The 23972-nt window shown below is 36.4% G+C and carries 15 protein-coding genes; 4 read left to right on the plus strand and 11 right to left on the minus strand.

Annotation, left to right across the window (positions count from 1 at the left end):
• Positions 1-43: 43 nt before the first annotated feature.
• The 10 genes from caiF to F1325_RS16690 form a co-directional block, all read right to left on the minus strand.
• Entirely contained in the window at positions 44-436 is a 393-nt protein-coding gene (gene caiF / locus F1325_RS16650; RefSeq protein ID WP_100158920.1) for a carnitine metabolism transcriptional regulator CaiF, read from the minus strand.
• A 572-nt stretch (positions 437-1008) separates the two neighbouring features.
• Complete coding sequence (gene fsa, locus F1325_RS16655; protein ID WP_109373285.1) at positions 1009-1671, minus strand: fructose-6-phosphate aldolase; 663 nt, start codon at positions 1669-1671, stop codon at positions 1009-1011.
• 288 nt (positions 1672-1959) lie between these two features.
• Complete coding sequence (locus F1325_RS16660; protein ID WP_109373284.1) at positions 1960-2571, minus strand: lytic polysaccharide monooxygenase; 612 nt, start codon at positions 2569-2571, stop codon at positions 1960-1962.
• Positions 2572-2958: 387 nt separating this feature from the next.
• Positions 2959-5814 carry a cytotoxic necrotizing factor Rho-activating domain-containing protein gene (locus F1325_RS16665; protein ID WP_160230730.1) on the minus strand — a complete coding sequence of 952 codons (2856 nt, stop codon included), beginning with the start codon at positions 5812-5814 and terminating at the stop codon, positions 2959-2961.
• Entirely contained in the window at positions 5808-6098 is a 291-nt protein-coding gene (gene lysC / locus F1325_RS19590; protein WP_432277992.1) for an Rz1-like lysis system protein LysC, read from the minus strand. Before lysC ends, F1325_RS16665 begins: the two co-directional genes overlap by 7 nt.
• Positions 6028-6396, minus strand: coding sequence for a hypothetical protein (locus F1325_RS16670; RefSeq protein WP_160230731.1), 369 nt, complete (start codon positions 6394-6396; stop codon positions 6028-6030). The genes lysC and F1325_RS16670 overlap by 71 nt, the downstream gene beginning before the upstream one ends.
• A complete protein-coding gene (locus F1325_RS16675; protein ID WP_109373280.1) occupies positions 6393-6782 on the minus strand; it encodes a M15 family metallopeptidase in 390 nt (129 codons plus the stop codon). The genes F1325_RS16670 and F1325_RS16675 overlap by 4 nt, the downstream gene beginning before the upstream one ends.
• On the minus strand, positions 6779-7096 hold the full coding sequence (locus tag F1325_RS16680) for a phage holin family protein (RefSeq protein ID WP_109373279.1): 318 nt from the start codon (positions 7094-7096) through the stop codon (positions 6779-6781). The genes F1325_RS16675 and F1325_RS16680 overlap by 4 nt, the downstream gene beginning before the upstream one ends.
• Before the next feature lie 62 nt (positions 7097-7158).
• Positions 7159-11490 carry a SpvB/TcaC N-terminal domain-containing protein gene (locus F1325_RS16685; protein WP_109373278.1) on the minus strand — a complete coding sequence of 1444 codons (4332 nt, stop codon included), beginning with the start codon at positions 11488-11490 and terminating at the stop codon, positions 7159-7161.
• Positions 11491-11545: 55 nt separating this feature from the next.
• Positions 11546-18403 (minus strand): neuraminidase-like domain-containing protein, encoded by a 6858-nt coding sequence (locus F1325_RS16690; protein ID WP_160230732.1) that lies wholly within the window; start codon positions 18401-18403, stop codon positions 11546-11548.
• Between the two features lie 425 nt (positions 18404-18828).
• Between F1325_RS16690 and F1325_RS16695 the strand changes: the two genes are divergently transcribed.
• The gene (locus F1325_RS16695) at positions 18829-19701 is read left to right on the plus strand and encodes a LysR family transcriptional regulator (protein ID WP_160230733.1); all 873 of its coding nucleotides are present in this window, start codon (positions 18829-18831) and stop codon (positions 19699-19701) included.
• A gap of 4 nt (positions 19702-19705) precedes the next feature.
• Here F1325_RS16695 and F1325_RS16700 read toward each other — a convergent pair whose 3' ends face one another.
• Complete coding sequence (locus tag F1325_RS16700; protein WP_109373275.1) at positions 19706-20167, minus strand: regulatory protein RecX; 462 nt, start codon at positions 20165-20167, stop codon at positions 19706-19708.
• 361 nt (positions 20168-20528) lie between these two features.
• On the opposite strand from F1325_RS16700, the gene F1325_RS16705 reads away from it, so the two are divergent.
• From F1325_RS16705 to F1325_RS16715, 3 genes are read left to right on the plus strand one after another with little or no spacing between them, the layout of a single operon-like run.
• Positions 20529-21524 (plus strand): hypothetical protein, encoded by a 996-nt coding sequence (locus tag F1325_RS16705; protein WP_160230734.1) that lies wholly within the window; start codon positions 20529-20531, stop codon positions 21522-21524.
• Positions 21524-22666: a BamA/TamA family outer membrane protein gene (locus F1325_RS16710; protein ID WP_160230735.1), complete on the plus strand. Its 1143-nt coding sequence runs from the start codon at positions 21524-21526 to the stop codon at positions 22664-22666. The genes F1325_RS16705 and F1325_RS16710 overlap by 1 nt, the downstream gene beginning before the upstream one ends.
• Positions 22666-23820, plus strand: a complete 1155-nt coding sequence (locus F1325_RS16715; RefSeq protein ID WP_160230736.1) for a DUF4056 domain-containing protein — start codon at positions 22666-22668, stop codon at positions 23818-23820. The genes F1325_RS16710 and F1325_RS16715 overlap by 1 nt, the downstream gene beginning before the upstream one ends.
• Positions 23821-23972 lie beyond the last annotated feature (152 nt).

Below are 23972 nucleotides of genomic sequence, written 5' to 3' on the forward strand. Positions count from 1 at the left end.
GTCGAATTTATTCGATTTTTTGAGTAAAACTTAATTTCTCAGATTAGCGACGTTGCGATTTCGACAACATCCATTGCCATTTTTGCTCATGGTTTAATCCATGAGGGATCATCGTTGCCAATTTTTCAGGTGAACTTTGACTGCTTTTACCTTGAATATGTCCTTTTATGCGAGAATAAAGCTGAGGATCGATATGACTCACTTTGATCATACGTTGGCATTGGCAACCTCTGCCTTCAAGCTGATTAGGCACGCTTTTTGTTTCACATTCAATTTCTTTTACATCAGAAAGAATGTAAGAAACGATATTAATCGCATTGCATTGAGGAATATCGAATTTTTTCGCAATCTCTTTTGCACTTACCCAGCGCTCTTGCTCTTGAACCCAATCAGCAATTGACAGATAGAGTGGTTTATTCATGTATTCTTCACACATATTTACTCCAGTATCACAAATAAAGTTTTATTTATCGCTAAATAAAGATAATAACTGAATATGTTAATTATCATTGCACCGCGGAGTATCGGTTTTCCCTGTTAATTAGGTAAGTTAACTACCCCATCAATATAATATTAGTTTATTTTTTAACAACCAAACTCTTTAATTAACACGCCCGTCACAATTTATTATTTTGTTATTAAAGCAAAAGTAATAACAATTAAACCGAGTAAAAACAAAAAATTAATTAAATATTAAAATATAAAAAACACCTTAAGCAATCAACAATAACTCATTGATATAAGTGATATTTTTAACAACAAAACAAAAAATAAATAGATTATATTAATAATCCATTTATAGACTAACATTATAGTAATAGATCTAAATTTAGATTGCCAGAAAGGTGGCTTATTATTAGATGTAAATCAATAATCGTTTATTTTAAGCTATATTAACCTACTTATTAATACATTAGTAAAAGTGAAGATAAATATCTACATACGCAAAAATCGATAAATTAAGTGCCATATAGCGATATAGCACTTAATCTCATATTATTAATTTGATTATAAAGAACGACGATCAAATGCAGTTTGCCAATCGTCAGCAAATCTATTTACTGCATCATCCACTACTGGTGAACGGATAATTGAGTAAGCAAGCTCAATCGGTAATGTCACTGAAGAAGCCCCTGCTAATAAACAATCGACCACTTGACGTGGTGTTTTAAAACTCGCGGCTAGGATTTTTGTGGGTAAATTATGCATGGTAATCAGCGTTTGTAATTCTTTTACCACTCTGACCCCATCAGAACCTTGTCTATCCATTCTATGTACATAAGGCGCAATATAGTCAGCGCCTGCTAATGCCGCCATTAAACCTTGAGAAACACTGTAAATCGCCGTGCCTAATACCAGCATATTTTTTTGCTTTAATTGTTTAATGGCAACTAAACCCGCTTCAGTAACCGGTATTTTAATCACGGTATTATCGGCAATATTCCCAAGATGCAATGCTTCTTCAATCATGGTATCCACATCACTGGCAATAACCTGCGCAAATAGACGCCCTTTACCGCCCATAGCGGCTTTTAATTCAGGTAATAGGGTTTCAATATTTTGTGCGGATTTAGCAATAATGGAAGGATTAGTGGTCACACCCGCAATAGGAAGAACTTGAGAGAGTTTTCTGACTTCGTCGATATCCGCTGTATCTAAATAGATTTCCATAATCGCACCTTAATGATGTTGGTTTTAAGCTAAATAATTATAGATATAACATAGAAAATAACATTGTGAGCGATGGATTTCTAGTCGATTTAATGAAAATAGCACCCATGTTAAGGCGCTATTAATTGAATAACGATAATAAATAGTTATTTTTTATTTAATAAAAAACATGAGCTCTAATCTAAATTTAAAATTTAGATTTAGAATTTATTTATATTTTAAAATAAACAGTATTAAAAATAATACTATTATTGATATTAAATAATTACTTACATTAAGTTAAATTGATTACTCTTTAAATTCAGCATCAATCACTTGATAAAAAGCATTTTTCGTATCCGCAATATTCCAAACACCTAAAATAACCTGATAACCAGAACGTTCTGGTATATTACAATTTAATTCTACTGTTTCCGTTGGTATTTTCCCATTATCATCTTGTTGACAAAATGGTGTTAAATCAAAATCAGCGCGAGTAAGCGGTTTATTCACATCCCATTCTGGTTTAGTAATAAAGAATTTCCATGATGCGGTACTATGTTTAGCGGTTAATGTCCATTTAAAGGTATTTTCTCCACTTTTCATTGCTACTTTATGCCAGCGATCAGCACTCTGTTCATTTAACGCAGAAAATGCCGCATTTCCACCACTGGCAATTTCACCATCTTTAGGTCCATCTTTAGGAAAGCCTTTAAGTCCTTCAACTGATTGAGGTTCATACTGCACTGGACCACAATTTTTATTTAAATTTTGTCCTTTTGATGAACACAAAAAGGCTCTGCTCGGTGGTTTATCAATATAGCCATGTTTTAGCGTCACATCGGCTAATGCCGTTGAGATAAAACCCACTGATGATAATAATAACGTTGCAGTAAATAAAATAAGTTTATTTTTTTTCATAATGAAACCTCATAATTATTAATAATTTTTTTCAATATAATGATTGCATCAATCACATTAGATATTAGTCGAAAATAGACAATTGAATATCCATTTATTAAGAACTGTGAGCAATATCGCGATTTAATTTAATATTAAAATGGAACTAACACTGTTATTTAATATTTATTAAATAACTATCAATCATAAAAATAATAAATTAAATTATTTTTAATACTTTATTTTATATTTTATTAATAAAACTAAAATCATCAACATAAGATAAAAACAACCCAAATGAGACAGAAATGCTGTCTCTCTGGGTTGTATATTTTGGGATATGTTTTAACGTGATTACAATATAGCAATATACAATCGTAATTGATGTCCTTCTGTAATTGCGATGTATTAATGTAAACGAGTTTTCATTGAGTTAAGAACACTAATTTTGTTCGTCTTCATATCGATAGTCACATCTTCCGACAATACTTTCACATTAACTTTTCCTGAATCCTTGGCCAATAGAGCATAACTATAACCAGCCCTGCCAGAGAAACTAGGCAATTTAGCTTCAAGATTATAATCAAATGCAGCGACATTTTCTTGGACATGATCGATCTTCGTGCCTTGTTTCCCCAAATAAGTTATTGCCGAATTTTCAAACTCACTTAATGTACCAATCAAGTCATTATTATGATCCCCTGATACCGATAAATTCTTACCTGATAAGGCATTAAGGCTAGTTTGTGCTGTTTTCACTCCCTGAATCCCCGTTTTCCAGTTATTGTCACCGGATCTTTGTCCGGTATGCAACGCATAGAATTGTTCTTTATCTACAGCGTATAGCATTGTACAGCCACTCAGAGCTCCTGAAGTGATCACTAATGGTTTCTCCTCCTTAATATCATCCAATCGAATACTTATACCCACACTGCCTGATGAACCACTCATAACTTTAATGGCGGTAAGATTATCAGAAAGTGTTTTATGCCCCCAATAAGTTCCTATTGTTCCAGAACCGTATTCGTTGGACGTAACCTTAGAGCCATAGAAAATATGAACAGCATTGTAAAAATTACCTCCTTCTTGTAATAATTGCGGACTGTACTCTCTTACTACGGGATTATGCTCAACCGAATCAAATCGATTAATGACGAATGGCAATGTCACCTCAGCACTCTCGTTGTTACTCCCCACAAATAATCCACGATTTCGTAAAGGAGTAATAGATCCCTTTTGTAGCTTTGTATCATCTGATGAAAAGAAGAGAGAAAAACTGCTACTAGGCATTCGCCCATCAGGATCACGCAATGTCACCGGGTTATTACGCACCATGCGGTATAAATTCAGCCCATCCACCGTACCTGCCGGATCGGCACTTAACCAACGACCAATCCACGGTTGATAATAACGATAACCGTAGTAATAAAGCCCCGTAGAATCTTTCTCTTTGCCTGAATAACGGATAGTTTTGTAATTGGCTTCTACCGCATTTTCACTCGACCAAATCGCGGTGCCCCCATAAGGGTAATACTCTTCATAACTGACTAATTGCCCTTGACCATCGGTTTCTAATCCACTGTTACCCACACCATCATCATAGCTATAACGCAGTTGGTTATTCTTAATCCCTTTTGGGAAGCCCACTTTCCAACATAAGGCTCTCACATTTCCTGTTATATTAACCACCTCTCGATGTTCGGTAAGATGCGCCCCCTCCGTTGATTGCCATATTTCTAAATTCGGTAAATAGTGAGTTTCCCTGATAATCTGCCGTCCTGATAATCTCTGTACCTGTTGTTTCATTAATCGTTGAGATGCGCTTGCATAAACATAGTGTTCTGAATTCCCTCTCTTATTCACTTGTGCCAATGTACCGCGAAGATCCCACTGCAATGCATCGCCCGTTGATAAATGTTTCTGATTACCTAAAGCATCAAATTGCTGATCAATTTGTTCGATAGCCACCTGTTGTGTTTCAAGTAATGCCCGATTGGTTTTCTTGGAGACACTGATATTTTGGGTGAAACTCTGTTGTGCTATTCCCGATAGATGGCGAAGTTGGACTAAGTTACCACCGCTGTCATAGGTATATAAACGCGTGTAATTGGTATAACTTTGTGCATCTTTCACTAATGTAGTGACTGATTGAGATTGCATTGAAGCGGGTGTTTTTTGATTGGTAGATTCACGACCTGTTGCACTCACTAATTGATACAGAGAGTCATACACATAACGATTTTCAGGCACCACTTTCTGATTACGCCAGTAGCGAGTGGCTTCAGCATCATTTTTAAGACAAATAATATTACCGACAGGATCGTACTCATAACGCAGATCTTGCATTATCTTCGCACCCAAAACATGCCCTTGAGGACGCTGGGTTTTGACATGCAACAAACGTTGGGTTTCAGGCTCGTATTCATAAGTGGTGACTAATCCATTACCGTGCTCTACACGTAATTTTTGCCCTGCTGCCGAGTAATCGATCGCTTTAATCACGAGTTGTTTTTTATCGCTTTGTAATTGCACACTACTTTGTTTTAGAAAACCTGCTCTATCGTATTTCCATTCACGCTCGTGCCCTGTAGCATCAATTTGTTTTAATAACTGACCTGTAGCATCATAAATATTGCGTGTTTGATATTGAGAATGTGCGGGTGTTTTAATGGTATTCGCAGTGATAAACCGTAATTCAATTAAACTTTGCCCTGTTAAGGTATAAGCACCATATTCCGTTCTTCCAGCAAGAAAATCATGATGAGTACATTTACCGACGGAGTTATTGGCAATATTTTTATTATCAGCCCCACCCCAAGTAAAGCGCTCTTTTAATATCGGTTTGGACGTCGGGGAAGACTCCATAATCACCATAAGTTGTGAAACAAACTCTGGCTTTGTATAGTGATATTCCGTCACTAGCCCCAACCCATTAATATCCATCACTTTTTTGTTTTCAATATCACTGATATTGACACTATTACCACTATCTACACTTTTAGTTGCAGACAATAATCCGCCTAAACTCACCACTTGCTGAATATTCGCTTGAATAGTTGAGTCTGATTGTTGTGTTTTATACAATCTTGCATCAATACTGCGTTCTAAATAGCCGCGCGCATGATAATGGTGACGCGTAATACGCTCATCGGTTTTATTAATTGTGTCAAGATGACGGCAATAATTAATTTCACGGATTGTTGATCCGCGATTATCAAGCACCACCACGGTTGGGGTTCTTATGTGTAATTGTTGATTTAACATCTTTTTAATTCCTTAATTTGCTTTCTTTTATAAATTAGCTCGTAAGCACTGAGCTGACTTTTGGCTGCTAATATTTCTGCGACCGCTTTTTTATCGGTATTACATTTCTCTAATATCAACAATAACCGCGCCACATAATCGGGATAATCCCCCCACACTTGCACATTAAAAAATGGTGCAGAACACGGTTGTAGCAAGTGTGTGGGTACAAACTTATTGGGTGCTTCCACGACGGTTGAGGGTGCTTTGTTGCAGCTGGATAACAGCATTAGGCACAGGCTCATTAGCACAAGGCGCTTGAGCCAAAAGTTGCCGTAACTCTTGACGTATAGCATGATTTTCTTCCTCTAAATAACGTTGTTCCTCTTGTTGGTGCGTGAGTGTTTCAGAGACTTTTTCTGCTTGCTCGTGCCATTGAATTAATTGTGATTGTAATGTGCGTTGTTGATATTCAAGCTGACTGTTTTGCTCTGAAAGTCGATTAATTTGGTTGTATTGATAGCGAAGTACTAATAAAGCAACAACAATCATGATCGCTATCCCCCCTTTAATACCTAAACGTAAAAAAGCACTCATATTCATGGATATGCTCCGCGACATAATTCGTAATGAGGTCCATCACGAAACGACACCCAATCCCCGCCCCAATTAATTGAAATACCTAATTGATAAGCGGCTTTCTTCATCGCTTTTGATACTGATTCAAACGCTGACCAATCTTGCCAAGGAATAACACCATTCACTAACGGGACAATATCCACGGCATGACCCGTTAAATGTCGGCTATTGAGGGTTTTGCTTTTACCTTCTTTCATCAACTCTTTTTGTCGAATCAATGAACGCACACCTTCAATAACAACAAAATCATATTCACTGAATGTCAGTGCCAGATAAACAATACGTACTAAATCTTGATGTACGTCGTTTAGGTTGTTTTGGCTACGTTGACTTAATGTATAGGTATTCATTTAGGCTCCTTAAGATTGTTCATGCCAAAAATACGATTCCATAACCAAATCAATGTCGTGCTCCCCATTGATCCAAAAAGCCCTGCAATCATGTAAGACATATAGCGACTTGCACCACTTTCAAAACTTAATAATCCGCCTAATAATCCTGTAAACACTGAAATCACGATCTGGCTACCAATGCCACACCAAGACCACTTAATTTGTTTTTGTCTAATTTCCATTAAATACCTCACGATACCTCCCCAGGCTGAAAATCCACCGATAATCATCCAAGCCAGCGCATCGCTTTCAGATGGGATTGCTACCAGCATAATAAAATTCCTAAATAAAGCGGATAAAACAGTAACTCCCGTTTATCCGCGTAATAAATCACCTACACTAGGGTGTCATTTTCATCTTCCTGAGCCACAAACCACGGTGTCACTATCGTATTACGCTGATAGTTCTTTGCGGTATTCACTCGATATAAGCGACCTAATGCATCGTAATAATGGGTATCCGCAAAACGATTTGGTTGAGATGAACTCTCGGAAATATAACGCCAGTCATTAAGAAAATAAGGCTGATAAACCCGCTTTACATTTCCTTTGTTGTCATATTCTGTTTCACCTGAAATTGCCCAACGTATTGTGGTACTTTTTTGTTGTGCCTGTTGTGCACGATCAACCACTAATTCACCTTTTTCACTACGCAAAAAGGACTCACCCGCTTCAACTCTGACGGACGTTTGCAATAAGCGACCAAAACCATCGCTAAAGGTGATTTGTTGGCGAATTTGCTGTTGTGAGTCGCTGTCATAACGGTCGGTCATGATTTGCAGCGCATGAGGTGGCATTTTTGAGGATGCTGACATCCAACTATCGGTAACATAAACAAAACCCATGGCGATAGGCAGTGCTGAAGCCAACGCTAAAGCATCTTCTACGGCTGTTGGCATAGTGAAGCTTTTATCGCTATAACCACTTTGTTGACCATTTTCGGTCCCTGAAAAACGGGTTGTTGTTACACGACCAAAACCATCAAAAGTGACTTGGTGAACATTATGGTTTTCATCAATAATCGAATTCGGAGATAAAAAACGCCAATCATAAGTAAGATAAAAATCTTGTACGCTCAAAGGGGACTTTTTCCCCATTAATACACAAAATTGCTTATCCCATAACAACTTATAGTCACAAGAAAGTGTCGTTTTTTTGTACACTAGTGGCTTATAAAACTGAGCTAATGAACCATAGGCTTTAACGCCTAATAACGGTTTCACCCACAGTTTTTTGCCTTTTTCTGATGTGTCTGCAAATAAGTAATCTTTTTGCTGATAACCCGCGTTTTTCATCACTTCATCCAGTTTTAAATTAGGATAAGGCTGTGAAATGATTTTGGCAGTTTCTTCGTCTAATTCTGCGGTTTCGCTATACGCTAAACGGATTGGAAAATCAGGCTCAGTTAATGTCACTTTGCCTTCAGCATCCAAATAAGCCAGTTGTTGTTGTCCTACAAATACCGATGCTGCTTTTTGTGCCAACAAACTGTCAGTTGCTAGTAAGGCTTCTACATTCAAGCCATTCTTAGGCTGCTTTTCTGCTCCATATGTCCAAATATCCTGACGACTTGCGTTAGTAATGCCCAGTTGATAAACCTGTTTTTCAGGGTGATTAATATGATGACATGTTTGACACGATAAGCTTAAGCGTAAGTTTTGTTGCTGTTCGTCATAACTTGATGCCCATAACGTTTCAGGCAAGCTCTCATAATGCTGATAAGGATTTTTTGCACCTTTAGCGCGTCTTGGATAATCAATTGCAACCGCTTTGGTCACAACACCATAGGCGTCTTGCTCTAATGTGATTTGTTGATGACAAGACGGATCAGCTGCAATTCGTTCATAATGGTATGTACGACTTTCCACCACTGAAGGCATCACCACAGGTGAATGTCCTTGTATTTCAATTAAACGCACTTGTGGGCGTTGTTCTGTGACGGCATAAGGTACATCAGCGACAACAGCGTTATCTAAACCATAGACTTCTTTTCTGAGTAACTGACCTTGTAGCCCACGCTCAAGCCAATACGTATATTGTTGACGTAGTGAGTCGTCGCAGATCTTTTCTTGGATACCTGCGCCTTGGGTAAAACGTGGTGAGAAGTGAGGAAATGCCGCACTGTCACCTTGCCAAAACTCATTATAAAACTCGGCATCAACCACAGATTTACCCGTTAAAAACCACTGACGCGTTAACGCACTCGGTGTTTTATCCGTGGTATTTTCTTCGCTTTTAAAGGATTCGGCATTGGTGGCTTCTACACAACCAAAACCACGAAACTCTTTCTCTTTACCATCCCAAACGCCATGACGATAATTAAACGTTTGTGTTAACTGGCTTTGGGTTACCTCATCCACTGTGTCGATTTTCCACAGCGTATGTAATGCAAAAGGTAAATGACTAACCGCTTTGCCTTTGCTCTGTTGTTGACGAGCGAATTTCTCATCCAACCAATATTGCGCTGAACTGCGGTAATGCAGATTTTGAATTAACCCCATATTGTTATTAATCGATGTTAATAACCACGGTTTTTTATTTTGCAACGAAAGTACCCAATGTTGCGGCACAGGATATAATTTAGTCAGTAAAATACTGGCAACACCAAGACCTTGCACATCCGCCACTTGTAGCTGGCAATGGCTATCAAAATGCATATTTTTCGGTAATGCGATATCATCGCCACGCACAAATTGATTGCCACTGTGGTTAAAATAAACCTCTAAATGGGTCGATTGGGCGTAAATAATATCCGTTGTACCACTACCATCTAAATCCGCTAAATAGAGCTGATTAGGATTAAATTTAAGACGATCAGCAGAGAAACCTGGAATAGTAATAGGGGCGCTAAATTTGCCATCACCAAGATGAACCCAACAACTTACGCCTTGGTAATCAATTTTAATCAGGTGTTGCTGACCCGAACCTAATACATCACTAAATGCCACTAAAGTACGACGATTAATATTCTTAATCGGCAAAATCACACCATCTGTTTGCATTACCTCTTTACTTTTTTTCCACCCTTGGGCAGAACCAGCATAAAGGCGAATACTACGAGGGCCAATTAAGGCTAAGTCGGCAAAACCACTGCTTGTTAATGAAGTAATTTCAGCGTTAGAATGAAAATACTCCACAGGGATTGCATCAAGTGGCACAAAATTGAGCCAATTTTCTGCCTTTGTTTCATCTTGGGTGTAATAGCCATTTACTTCACCTTGTGTGACTAACCATTCCAGTTTTCCATCACCCGTGACATCGGTCAGCATTGCTGAATTTCGTAACGATGGGATAACAGGAAGTTTTTTAGCTTTATCCCATGACATCGCATTAGGATTTTGCTTATCAATTTTTCTAACTGGCGCGCGATACCACCAAGCGTCGCTATCTTGATAAAGTACCCCCGCAAGCCCTTCGCCGAATAGATCGACATATTGATAAGGTTGTTGTGGCGTAAATGACGCAAGTTCATCAAGTGATTGCCACTGTGCTTGTTGAGTCGCACCTACCCTTTGCCAATCAAATTTTACTGGCGGTAATGTCACTAACGATTGAGTGTCTTTATTATCATTAAACGCTGATTGTTGTGCTGAAACTAAAACAGTACCTGATGCTGACTCATCGTAAGTTAGCGTTAATCTGGCAACTAATTCTGGAGTTTCTGCTAGTGGTGTTTGTTTTTCTAAACTTTCAATACGGTGATACATCAGCACTTGACGACATAAACGACGAGTACGAACTTCAAAACCGTACTGGAAAAGTGAAAAGCAGTCTTTACGCAATGCCCATGTTGAATTGCTCTGCCACTGAGGATAAGTTGCTAATGCACTGCTACGCTCACCGTAATCAAATACCAGTGTAAATAACGCATTGTTAGGTAATGTATTATCGGTTTTGACACAAGAAAAAGCACGCTCTCCCACAGAATTACCGTAATACACTTTGTCTAAATAGCGTTGTGTATTGGCATTGGTATGTGATTGAATTTCATGTTTACCACAACCTTGTTCATCTTCATGGCGATAGTGATATTCGATCTGTTCACCGGTTGCTGAAACTGACGCATTCAAGTTCCATTGCGCAATATGCGCGCTATTTTGGCTATCTACAATCTGTGCTGTGGTTTCATAACCAAATAAATGCACATCGCCATTGGCACTTAACATCACCCAAAACTGTTTAGGTGTACTAGTTGGTGCATTAGCATCATTTAATGACCAACACTCAAAACGACTAAAGCTTTTTTCAATACGTGAACGATAAGTTGCCACTTGATATTGATGAGCAAGTTTTACGCCAAGTAACTCATTACGTTGTGCTGTTTCAATTTCGCCTTTCTTATTGATAATTGGCACAATCACTTCACCTTCAGGCCCAACAAATTCATCTTGTTGAGTATAAGTAGGCACGCCTTTTGAAGTACGACGACGAATCGACATCACACCAACAGACCAACCAAAACCAAACGCGCCGTTACCGGCTTGATTTTGATAACTTAGGCCTAAAGAAGGGGCATAACCCCGGCCTTGGCTGATTGGTAACGGTAAGCTAAAAGTAGCTGCGCCATCAGGACCAACAGCGCCCATATTGCCGGTTAATCCTGTGACTGCACCGCCCCCTTTGGGTAAATTTGGCGCATCAAAGGTCAATTTCTCTGAATTTTGCATGTAAAGCTCCTGACAGGCTCCCTAAGGAGCCTGTAATTAATTAAGATTTGGATAATTAACGAATGGTGTAATTAATGTGGAGAATGATATCGCTCAGTGTCAGTAACATCTCTTTTTGCTTATCTGTCGCATCAGGGAAGCTTAAAGTCAGTGTACTGGTGTCATTCACTGGTAAACCTTCAAATGGCAGATAACGATCATCATTGAAATTCAGTTGGAATTGACCACTGTCATTCATGCCATGAGAAATCGCAATTGCACTACAGCCTCGAGGTTTCACTGCACTACCGCCGTAACTCAGTACTGCTCGGATATTTTGATAAGCACCGGTTAATGCCGGTAATGTCACACTAATTTGTTTAACACGGCGTAATTGACCTAAATCAGCAGGGTAATCTTTGTCGATAGCTAAATCAGAGAGTTTAATCGAAGCCTGTAATTGACCATTTTTCAGCGTGATACCATTTTCTGCCGTACCTAGCTGAGTTTTCGATTTATTAATCACCTCTGCCACTTGCTCAAAGCCAAACTTATTACTGCCTAAACCTTGATACACATCGGCCAACGATACAATCTTGGTGATTTCCAGCGCACGTTTATCTTTCTCAAGGTAGCTGTTTTCCATTTGAGTCAGGTTATGCATTAAGCTTTCACCCGCCATCAAACCAGAATAATTACCTTGCCATGCACCAGGTCGAATAAAGGTTTGTGTTTCACCTAAATCATACTGATAAGCCCACTCTGCCATACGACAACGAGATACCGTTAAATCGTAGAAAGGCTTATAAATCGCCATTAATTTACCGCGTAACCAGTTATACAGCGCTTTATTGGTAAATTTATTTTGTAAGAATGTTAAATGCTCTTGCGTTTGTTGTTGCTGTAATTTCACACTATCTAATTGCAGGCTCATGGCTTGCTGACGAACGGCTAATGCAGCAAGTTGAGCATCAAACTGATTTAATTCAGATTGTGCAGAATCACGTAATGAGCCCCACTCTTGACGACGGCGACGATAAGCCTCTGATTGACTTAATCGGTCTGCCGAAATACGGGTTGCAGAGCCAGATAATTGCAAACCAATGGATGTAGCATTAAAGATAGCGCCTAGACGCGAGCCACCAACAGCCATACCATAAATATTGGGTATAAGATCTGCAGCAGCGGCTGCCATATTTAGCCCTTGGCTGGCGGTATTGAGTACAGAAGAACTTAAATAGAGATCCATCGCTTGTTGCTCTGCCGTACTAATATTCTGATTATACAATTTGCTATAATAATCAAAGCGTTTTTTAGAACCTAAACGCAGATCCTGTAATGCTTTCTTGCTATATTCAAATTCTTCCAGAGTTTTCTGCTGATATTTAATATTTTGCAGAATAATTTCGCTACCTTGTGTGGCAAATAATTCAGCTAATGCCTGAGCATCTTGACGTTCAGTTATGCTAAATAATGAGTTACCAAACTGCATTAATTGATTTACTGCCGATTTTGCACTGGTCAAAATAGCAGGGAAACGCTGAACGGGAACCATCACTTTTGGCAATACACCGTTCTCTTGTGATTGATTCACTGCTATATTTTGCAACATTTTAGGATCTACTGGCGTTGCATACATTGGCAACGACAGTGGTTGCCCATCAATCGATAAGTTGTGACGTAAATTAAATAAACGCGCTTTTAACGTGTTGTGATACTGCGCTAACTTCTCATTAATTTGTGGCAAAAAGAGCGATATTAATGAATTTGCTGTCCGCGGTGATGTCGCTTCTTCGCTTTCTTCATTGATAGCGCGTGTTGGCTGTTCTGTTTTTGATGCCGCCTCGGTTAATTTAGGTGCTGACCAAACATTATTGCCTAATAACTCAGTTTCATCGCCCAATAATTTCAGCGCCTGCATATACCACATTTTAGCTTCATTTAAAGTATCACGCTCCAATAGGCGATAAGCGCTGTCGCCCCGCGCCACAAAAATATCAAGGCACTTCATAAAGGTAGCCAATTTATAATGCATAGGATCAGTTTGCGCGACTGCATCAGGATCAGTTGAATCCAGTTGATCCTTCTCCCAAGCTGTATTGGCTAATAATGGCTGTGAATTCCAAACACGATAAGAATGAGTATCACTATCAATATAACCGTTTGGATTAAATACATAACGCAGCCAACGGCTAGCTTCATCGTAATTTTGTCCTTCTAACATCACGTTGGCTAACATCATCGGGGTGTAATAGAACAGTTCCCAAAAGTAGAGGGCATTAGCACCATTAAAATCCATCGGTACATCAGCGCCTTTTTCCAAAGCAGGTTCTGGCAGTCTCTGAGAACTTAACGTTAAAATAGCATCAATTACGTTATTCGCACGTTTGACTAGTTGACGTGCAAATAATGTATTTAAACGCACTAACACAGGTTCATTTTCTACTGTCATTGAAATATATTGAGCATGCTTTTTATTTATTTTTAGGCTAATAATACTCTCGTTTATATGTTCTAATTCACGGACTTTAAAGTAACATTGGCTTTCAGAAATAATTTTTTTGCTCTTATTAACCGCAGTTACATTTGCAGTTAATATAAACTCACCCTTGTCATTAAATTCACTCATAGGTACATCAAGCTTAAGCGCTTTATTTTTACTATTAAAGCTGTTACTACCTTCAATTAAAGAAGTATTCGCGTTAGACCATTGTTCAAGAGAGTAGGTCACTTTTTGATCTGGGCTAGAAGATAATGTTATCTTAATATCATTAACTACTTCGTCATTACTATAGGTAGCTTTATTTAACTTACTAATAGTTAATGGGATAGACACTTCTTTTCCATATATTCCCATAAACAATTGACTCGTTTCTTTTCTTGAAACATAAAAAAGAAACCTTGGTGTTTCTTTATTTAGGAAACTTTGTAACGAAAAATCACCTAATTCATTAGAAAGCGTAAAGGCAACATTATTTTTCGATGTATAACTTAATAAATCATTTGACTGTTTAGTGAAAAAAGACAGTTCTACATCATAATCTCCTCCATGATTAATATCTGAACCTTTAATTACCGTACTGTTAGTATTGTCATAAATAAAAAAGTAAATTGTATTTGTTTTAATATCAAAACCTAAATAATAGCTATAATCCGTTTTTCCATTGAAAAAAAGAGTTATCAACTTACCAACACTACCTGAAGTATAAACAATATCTTCTAATTCAGCGCCATCTTTTAATAAGCCTTTAAAGATGTCTTTAATAGGTTCAGGAGCAAAATATCCATAATCAATATTACAATTAATAAAAGCAGAAAGATAACAAGATAATGTTTTATTGTTCGACTCTATATTTACAGCATTAATTAAACTTCCTGAGAGAGAAACATTTTTAGAGTCAGTAGTTTTTATATCATCAATAGGATCATTAGATATTGAGTAAGCTAATTCACCTCTCAAAACAAAACTATTATTAATGTTCTTAGTGAGTTCTTCGCCAGCTATATCAAATTCAGACTTCACGTTAATATAAATATTTTTCGCATCTTTACTATTTAAATCAGATATATTAGAAAGCACCATTTCATTATTAATAGAATAAACTTGACACTCCTTATTTTCATCTTTATAGCTATCACTTATGATATAAGTTAAAAAATATAACTTATCAAGTTCTTGGTCGTAGCTTAAATGAAAATTACCTTTTTTATTATCCATAATATTATCAGGTAATTGGAAATTAACAGATGTGCTCCAAGTACCATCATAACGGATATGTGATAAATTTAAACTATAGCTTGTCTGCTTAGAAAGTGGTGTAGATGTACTTTTTTCTTTATTTTCAGACTCTTTATTTTTAATTTCTTTCTGTTCAATCCAAGCAACATATAATCGATTATTAAAAATAACAGGACGAATTAAATTATTGTAAGGGTTAGCACCATTCTCAATTTTAGTCCACTCTGTCCAAGCATTTGCTGCCATGACTCCTTTTTTGATTTTACTATGATCCGCACTACGCCAATAATAACTGGCTTTTTCTGACGCATTACAACCAATAAAATAAGTGTATCCTTCTTTTAATGTCACACCATCATGATAACCACTAATCACTTCTAAATTAGCAATTTGCTCAAAAGACGTTAAATATGTTTTAAATGCATCATCAATTGTATCACTATTAATACTATTTTGGCTGATCGTCTGTAACAGCGTATCCATCATTTTAGTTTGGCCAATACGTACAGTAGGATCAACATAGTTTTCAGGATAATATGCTAATAAAGAGATACCACTCCAAGTGCTATACCGCTTATTGTATTTATCCCAATCTCTAAAGAATTGACGAGAAGCAACAGGTGTATTAATGTTTTTTTCATTCAAAGCTAAAAATTCATTAATATATAATTGTATACTTGCAATAGCTTGCTCTATCTTTGTGGTTTTTATTTCAGATGAAACTTTATTGTCAATTAGTAAATAATTATAAATATCATCGCTATTTAATAAGTTTAATTCACTAAATTGATGAATATAAAACGCACTAAGTACAACACTATCCTTTTCATCCATTTTATCTTTTAGCAAAATAACTTGTTGGGTATTTAACCCACTTTGTAAAACTTTACTAATTCTACCCCAATTTAAGTAGTCTTTTTCTTTATTCTCACTTGTAGAAAATTTTAACTGAGTTAATAGACTAAAATTATTTGGTGTAATATTAAATGTTTTAACCATATCAATATAGCTAGAGATTTCTTTGATATTATCAAATTTAATTTCATCACCCAGTTTTAATAAAGAGATAATTTGCTCAATTACCTCATCAGAAACTCCATATGCCTTTGATAAAATTGAGACCTTTCCATAACCTCTAAAAAGGTTAATTAGCTCATCTTTATTATTTATTTTATCTAAATAGAAACGATGGAATTCAGATATATCTTTTATTGATTCGATATTAGGAAGGACAGATTCATAATTAAGTAAACGTTTTTCTCCCAATATATATATTTCATTTTCATTTAATCCTAACTTAGTAAATATAGAAATTATTTGACACAACATTTGTATATAAGTAACAAGTTTATTTTTATCTTCTAATGTTTTATCATCCTGTCTTACCAAGTCTCTAAAATCATCAATAGATAAATTTAATGTCCCGTTACTATCGAGATATTTCCATACAGCATTGGCAACACTTAAAGAAGGAAAGGATAAATGGTAACTTAGTATAGGCAAATAGCACGGAATAATTGCCCGTTCAGTGAATTCATCTACATTAAAATTCATTAACTCATTAAAGAGATTTTCCATTTTTTCTGTATAAGTCAAATCATATTGTTTAGCTGTCATTAAATATAGTTCTGAAATATTCAATTTATACTCTTTAATAAACTTGCAATAATTATCTATTGTATAAATTAAATTACCTGCATCATCTGATAAAGATTGTTTATTAATGGGTTTATTGAAAGGTTCAGGTAACATATCAAGTAATAAAGAAAGAGAATAAATATCTAGATCATGTACCGTTGCTAATAAATACACTCGATATAAAAGTGATATATTTTCTATAGAACAAGTAAATTCAGTTGGCTTGCCAAAAGCTAATTTCCACATAGCGACAATGCCAATATCATCGACATGAAATGCGCGTTTTAAGGTATTAATACGCATAATATCATCTGGAGATGATGAATTAAAATCAAGTGCTTTATTATCTGCAATAAATTTATTTTCGCCTAATGGAGGGGAATTAAATAAAACATCAAATAGCGATGAAGAGTTATTCAATGTGTATTGATTAATATTAGCACTATTAAGTACTATAGATTGCTCAACATTAATATTGTATTTCTCCATAATATATTGAACATGAAGAATAGAACGGATAACCTCAGAATCAATATTATTATCATTATTTTTTGTTTTAATTAAAATAATTAGATTATCAAAAGAGATCCCCGTTGCTTTATGCAAGCGAATAATCTTATTTAAGAACAACATATCTTTTGAAGATAATTCATTATTCTCTTTAAGTATATTAAATAATAGTGATATGTCTTCTTCTGGAACAGAATAATATTCTGATAGTAATTTTAAATTATTTCTTAAACTAATTTCCTTATTGCCAAAATTTTTCTCTATTAGTTCATCAATATTATCATCAGAGATTACCTCTGTTAAAATAGCATATAATTCAGGAGAAATAGATGAGCTAATCGTTGAGATCCATTCTGTATCTAAAATATCCAGATGATCTTTAGCTTTTACCAATTTATCAACCAAGCCATCACGTAATAATAATGTTTGTCGAATAGTTTCATAAGGTCGATGATAAGGATTTTCGCCCATTACGCGGTTTGTTGCTAGCTCTTGAAATAGATCTTTACCACTACCTAATTTACTTTGCAATGCTGTGGTTATAATTTGATTTGATAAAGAGAGGGTAGAAACTTCTTTATCCATATTATCTTGAGATAACACTAATTGCGCTAAATCAGGGCGACGTTTATCCAAGTGATAAATTGAATTTTCTGCATCTAAGGCTTTTGCTTCACGATAAAGTTCAGTTAAGTAACCTGCGGGTGAAAACATCGATGCCACAGATTTACTATCGACAAATAGATCCCCTTTTTCAGGGATCCAATCACCTAATGCTCGGCTTTGTACTGATTGTTGTTGAACACCTAACGCCACGGCATTTTGCACTTGTGGGTTATTACGTGCTAAATGATGAGCTTCATTAAGCTTATTAATTTTTGCGGCTTCTTGGGCTTCTTTATATAATGTTTTTGCTTCATGCCAACTAAGTTTCTCTTCACTCAGCGCGTGAATTTCATGAAGTGATAAGGGAGCTAGATCATTTAACGTGATATTTTCTACTGCATCAGAATTCATTTTCGTTAAAAGTGTATTAATGTTTTTCATTAAATATTTTCCTAATATAAGTTAATTTAAAATTCAGAGAATGAAATGTCGTTTCATCTCGAAAATTAAAATATCAAGAAAATAAAAATTGAAAATTGAATTTTTTATAATCTGTTATTGAGTTTTTTTATTCTTTGTCGGCTAAATGCGATTCTAAGTAAGAAAAAAAAAACAAGAAAAGAGATGTAAATAACAAACAAAATATGGCAGCATAATACAATCAATCATTTGATTTTATTTTTATCAAAAACATTCTGATTTATTATCAATTTTAGTCGGTAATATTATTCTTTAAATTATTCGTTGTGCTTTTTTTTATTTTTAGTCGCGCCAAAATGATTATTGATAAATATCAATATAAAAATTTCATTCAAGAGGATTATTCATTTTAAATATATATACAAATAAATATGGAGAACGTCTGCATGTTTTTCTCACGAAAAATAAATCAGTTCTTTGCCGTTGCGACTTGTCAAAGCCTAGTAAAAGCAGCGGAAAAAATCAATGTTACCCCATCCGCACTACGCCACGGTATTAATGAACTCGAAAACCAAATTGGTAAGTCTCTAATTAAACGCTCCAAAAGTGGAATGGATCTTACCCCTGCGGGAAAAACACTTTATGAACGTTTATATCCCTATTATGAAAAAATTAGAAAAATTGAAAATCAGATAATGAATCCCAATGAGGATAAAACCTCGCTCTCCATTAAATTAGATGGTCTTTATTACCCTGATCTAAAAACAAAACTGTTGGAGATCCGCCAAAAAAACAGTCAATATAGCCTATCTTTAGAAGATGGTTATATTGATGATATTAAAGAGGAACTTTTTGATAAAGAGTTTGATCTTGTGATTTCATCACTCGAGTTTGACTATCCACAAAAAAATATCAATGCAATTAATTTATGCACACAAAAAGTCGGATTATTGGTGAGCAAAAAACTCTTTGAACAATATCCCAATACCAAAACATTTTTTGCCAAAGAAACCTTAATACAAAGAAGCAGTACTTTGCAAAACCCCATATTTTCAACGATTTTAGATAAGCTAAAAAATCAAGGTTATCAATACCATACTTTAGGTTTAACAGAAATGGCGGATGTTTTGCATTGCGTTGATGAGGGAGCGGGTTACTGCTTTATGCCTGAAAATATTCATTATATTTCAACCATTACAAACGATGAAGTGCAGTTTATTCGTTCTCCTTTTCCTTTTGATATTTTCTTACATCAAAAAGTCTATTTTAAAAAAGAGAATAATAAGAAATTAGCCGATATCGCAATGACACTACGTTAATGACTTAAAACAGCGCATTAATCGTGTCAGAGGTAAACCCTCGGTATTGTAGATAACGAATATGTTTCGCTTTCTCTTTAAAATCTTTGGGTTTACCACCACCAAATTTTTTTTCATGAACCTCTTGGCAAAGGGTGTACCAGTCAGTTTCATCTTCTTCAAAGAGACGTTCAATAATTTCACCAGGGAAACCTTTTGCTCTCAATTCTTGACGAATACGCAAAGGACCATAAGATTTATTTAAATAACTGCGAAAGAAAGCATAAACAGTACGGTTATCATCAAGATAATGATTTTCTAATAAATGTTCCATCACTTGAGGTAAGCATGTTTCATCAGTGACAGTTTGTGCTTCTCGATCGCTTTCTCTTATTCTTCGTGCTAGGCGACGTTGTAGCTCTACTGTGCCGTAATCACGGCGAGAAAGCATAAAAATAGCGTACTGATAAAGCTCTTGATAGGTCATATTTATCCTTTATAAAAATAATCCATGCTAGATAATTATTATCATAACGGTTTATCACACAAATATCTTATTTCGATGTTTATTTATTCAATAAAAAGAAAAATAACAAAATAAGAATACTTAAAAGAAACGTTATCATTCTTCTTTATAAAAATATCTTCTACTTTTATTAAGATTAACTTAGAAAATATCACGTTTTTTCCTTAATAAACCCTTAATAATCCTATGATAACGCTAAATATAAGCATCTCTTACTGTATATCGCACTTATAGCTGGTGACCATTAATAAGAAAAAGATTAAAATTTCTGGCTATTCTTTTACTTACTACTTTCTTTTTAAACATTTTCTGTGGGTTATGTATGAACTTTTCCAATTTAAATAAGGTGGTGTTAACTGCCTCTCTTCTTGCTACTGGCTTTTCTTATGCTGATAGCGATCGCCCACTGCTCTCTTTAAGTGTGAGCCAATCCGGTGGTACTGCCTTAAATAGCGAAGGTTCGTTAGATACTCGTACTCCAGCCAGCCAATCTCGCGTTTTACCTATTTGGGGTGATGAAGCCCGCGCCCGTGGTTATGATATTCCTGAACCATTTGGGATTGGTTATAACTACATGAATCTACGCCAAGACGTTATTGTCGATAAAATTGCGTTTGGTTCTGATAAAGCTTTAGGACAAAATATTCTCTCTATTGTCGGCGTTGATGTTGGGCATACTCGTAGTAGTAATGAATCTCACATGCTGAAACTTGATACTTGGGTTTTCCCATTTATGAACGTTTACGGTATTTATGGGAAAACAAAAGGTTCTTCTCATGCTCAACTCAATGCGGTGACTTTAGGTGGGCAAGAAATTGCTAATGATTTACCTTTTGATTTAAATTATGAAGGTAAATCCTTTGGTGGTGGCTTTACTTTAGCGGGTGGCTATAACCAATTTTTTGGTACTTTTGATTTAAACTATACCAAGACTAACCTTGATATTTTAGATGGTGATATTAAAGCATTAGTGATTACACCTCGTGTGGGTTATGAGTTTATCTTTTCACCACTGATCTCTGGACAAGGTAATACCAAACTCCAAGTGTGGACAGGTGCCATGTACCAAGATATTACCCAACGTTTTAAAGGTGACGTTAGCAGACTAAATTTACCTGATGAACTTGATGGCATGATGAACATACTGCCTCCATCAATGATGGGTAATATCAAATTCGATGTTGAACAGCATCTTGCTCATAAATGGAACCAAACTTTAGGTGCACGTTTAGAATTAACGCGTAATTTTAATGTAATAACTGAATTTGGTTTTAATAACCGTAATAGCTTCCTTGTTTCTGGTGAGTTCCGTTTTTAATGGTTAAATACCCTTTTATTTTGGGGCTGGCATTTGCCAGCCTCTTTATTTCACACACAGCACAAGCACAACTCTTTCCAGATAGACAACAAATAGACCAATGGTTAGTTGGCTTAGGGGGAGAAAATAGTTTCGACCGCAGTAAAACCATTGATTGGGGAGTTTTGCCTGGACCTTTCTATACGCCAGAATTAGAGTTTGGTGTAGGTATTGCGCTTGTTGGTCTTTATCAAGCAGATAGTCGCCCTGATAGCAAAATCTCGTCACTCTCTTTGAGTGGCTTTGGTTCATCAACGGGTGCTTTTGGAATGACCTTTAGCAACTACACTTATCTCGCGGATGATACTTGGCGATTTTATCTCACTGGCTCGTTAAACAATGTGCCAACCAATTATTGGGGAGAGGGTTATCATGAAGGTCGTGTAAAAGATCATTTTGGTGAATACCGTTCTCAAGAATTGCACTTAACACCGACTTTATTGCGCCAAATCGCCCAAAACACCTATATCGGATTAGGGTGGGACTATTCAAATTTACAAGCCGCAGCCCCAGACGCCCCCTTTAAAGCGTATATGGATAAACGCGATTTACCTTTGCGCTCCACAAGCTCTGGGTTAAGTCTCCGCTTTACTTACGACAGCCGTGATTTTTTACCTAATGCGAGTCAAGGGCAGGCATTTGATATTAGTTATACTCACTATTCTCCTGATACAGGCAGTAATAACCGCTTTAATGCGACACAGATGCAATATAACTACTATTATCCTTTAAGTGACAGTGCGGTTTTAGCTTTTGATAATTATGCCCGCTTCACATCAGGCGATGTGCCTTGGAGCCAACTTTCTAAGTTAAGTAATGGGCACCAGATGCGCGGTTATTACGAAGGGCGATATCAAGATAATCACGTCTTTTCTACGCAATTAGAATACCGCCAAAAACTCGATTGGCGCCATGGCATCGCACTTTGGATTGGCGGTGGTACGTTAAGCGATCAAGCCCGTGATTTAGGTCAAGGTCACTGGCTACCTAGTGTTGGTGTGGGTTATCGATTTGAATTTAAGCCTCGCATGAATGTGCGTCTCGATTTTGGTATAGGTAAAGAAAGTACAGGATTCTATTTTCAAGTAGGTGAAGCATTTTGATGTTCAAGCGTTTTCTTTTTATTAACACCATTGCCTTCTTCTTATTTATTGCAGGTTGCACTCAAGTCACACCTGTTAATCCCATTCATGCTAATCTTGAAAGTGTCACTCATGAAGAAGCGTCACAAGCTTGGCAAACACCACCTCCTCTTACCGCGCCTAATGGATTAAGACCTTGCTGTGCTTTTGGCTATGACTTAAAAGTCAAAGCGCTCGAAATTCCTATCCCGTTTTATCGTATTGATAATGTTGTTGAAGCCTCTGCATTGGGCAATCATCGCTATAACGACAGTTTTTGGCTCGGCACCGCGGCAGTATTAGGAATTGGCAGCGAAAAATCGGGTTTAATTTACTCTCATAAAGGTGGGTTTCTTGATATTGCCCATATTCGTGACACCGCAGATTATACTTATTATCTCTTTAGTCATATCTATCCAAAATTAGGGCAAGAGTGGACGTTAACGCTAAGTAATGAGTTGGCACAACGTAAAATACACTTTAACGCCTTTACGCCGCCTAAAAATGAAGCAGAGCGTTATACCTTAAGTGCCTATCTTGCTACTCGATTAGGTTATCGCCTTGCAATATGGCATGAGATTGCACAGTGGTATGGTTTACGTTCGGTGCCCGGATTTCCAGAAGGAATATCCGCATTTTCACCCGAAGATCTCTATTCTAACTTGATTGGCGCTCGCCTTTCGCTCACCTTGATCCTTAATGGTCACGCCACCAGCCTTGAGCAATATAATCAATCGATGCAAGGTATTATTCCTTCTGCGCTTTATCAATTAGAGGCTCAACCTCGTCAATTAACTCAGCAATGGTTTGATGTGATTGATGGGCAATGGTGGGATAGTCAGCAACGTGTACCTGATAAGTTTTTAGTTTTAATGCGCGATTATCACATTTCTGATAAACGCTATCCGGTCTTACCTTTTGAGGAAATGGCGTCACCTCATTACCTCACATTACCTAGTGCTTATTCCGGTTACATTCTAGAACAATTAGCAGAATTTCAGCTTTGGCCAACAAATCAAATGGAAGATTTACCTCGACCAAAAACCTATTGGCGTGAAGCGGATTTTACTGATTTAACAGAAAAAGCGCGCGAAATTGATAATAAAACTAGACCAAAAACAACAAAAATTGACTAAATAACAAACAAAATTGACACATTAAAAACCCTTAATTTTGCTAAATTTGGGTTAAGTCGCACCTTTTTATATAAGATAAATTAAAGTTTTCGCAAAAAAAGCACTTTTTGTTAAAGGAAAAAATCGATTATAAAACGAGGCTTTCCAGTAAA

It is taken from the genome of Proteus columbae (assembly GCF_009914335.1).
Classification (GTDB): Bacteria; Pseudomonadota; Gammaproteobacteria; order Enterobacterales; family Enterobacteriaceae; genus Proteus.

What these genes read in the sequence shown, in the direction of transcription:
- caiF (WP_100158920.1), bottom strand. Translation starts at nt 436, where the DNA reads ATGTGTGAAGAATACATGAATAAACCACTCTATCTGTCAATTGCTGAT.
- fsa (WP_109373285.1), bottom strand. Translation starts at nt 1,671, where the DNA reads ATGGAAATCTATTTAGATACAGCGGATATCGACGAAGTCAGAAAACTC.
- F1325_RS16660 (WP_109373284.1), bottom strand. Translation starts at nt 2,571, where the DNA reads ATGAAAAAAAATAAACTTATTTTATTTACTGCAACGTTATTATTATCA.
- F1325_RS16665 (WP_160230730.1), bottom strand. Translation starts at nt 5,814, where the DNA reads ATGTTAAATCAACAATTACACATAAGAACCCCAACCGTGGTGGTGCTT.
- lysC (WP_432277992.1), bottom strand. Translation starts at nt 6,098, where the DNA reads ATGAGCCTGTGCCTAATGCTGTTATCCAGCTGCAACAAAGCACCCTCA.
- F1325_RS16670 (WP_160230731.1), bottom strand. Translation starts at nt 6,396, where the DNA reads ATGAATATGAGTGCTTTTTTACGTTTAGGTATTAAAGGGGGGATAGCG.
- F1325_RS16675 (WP_109373280.1), bottom strand. Translation starts at nt 6,782, where the DNA reads ATGAATACCTATACATTAAGTCAACGTAGCCAAAACAACCTAAACGAC.
- F1325_RS16680 (WP_109373279.1), bottom strand. Translation starts at nt 7,096, where the DNA reads ATGCTGGTAGCAATCCCATCTGAAAGCGATGCGCTGGCTTGGATGATT.
- F1325_RS16685 (WP_109373278.1), bottom strand. Translation starts at nt 11,490, where the DNA reads ATGCAAAATTCAGAGAAATTGACCTTTGATGCGCCAAATTTACCCAAA.
- F1325_RS16690 (WP_160230732.1), bottom strand. Translation starts at nt 18,403, where the DNA reads ATGAAAAACATTAATACACTTTTAACGAAAATGAATTCTGATGCAGTA.
- F1325_RS16695 (WP_160230733.1), top strand. Translation starts at nt 18,829, where the DNA reads ATGTTTTTCTCACGAAAAATAAATCAGTTCTTTGCCGTTGCGACTTGT.
- F1325_RS16700 (WP_109373275.1), bottom strand. Translation starts at nt 20,167, where the DNA reads ATGACCTATCAAGAGCTTTATCAGTACGCTATTTTTATGCTTTCTCGC.
- F1325_RS16705 (WP_160230734.1), top strand. Translation starts at nt 20,529, where the DNA reads ATGAACTTTTCCAATTTAAATAAGGTGGTGTTAACTGCCTCTCTTCTT.
- F1325_RS16710 (WP_160230735.1), top strand. Translation starts at nt 21,524, where the DNA reads ATGGTTAAATACCCTTTTATTTTGGGGCTGGCATTTGCCAGCCTCTTT.
- F1325_RS16715 (WP_160230736.1), top strand. Translation starts at nt 22,666, where the DNA reads ATGTTCAAGCGTTTTCTTTTTATTAACACCATTGCCTTCTTCTTATTT.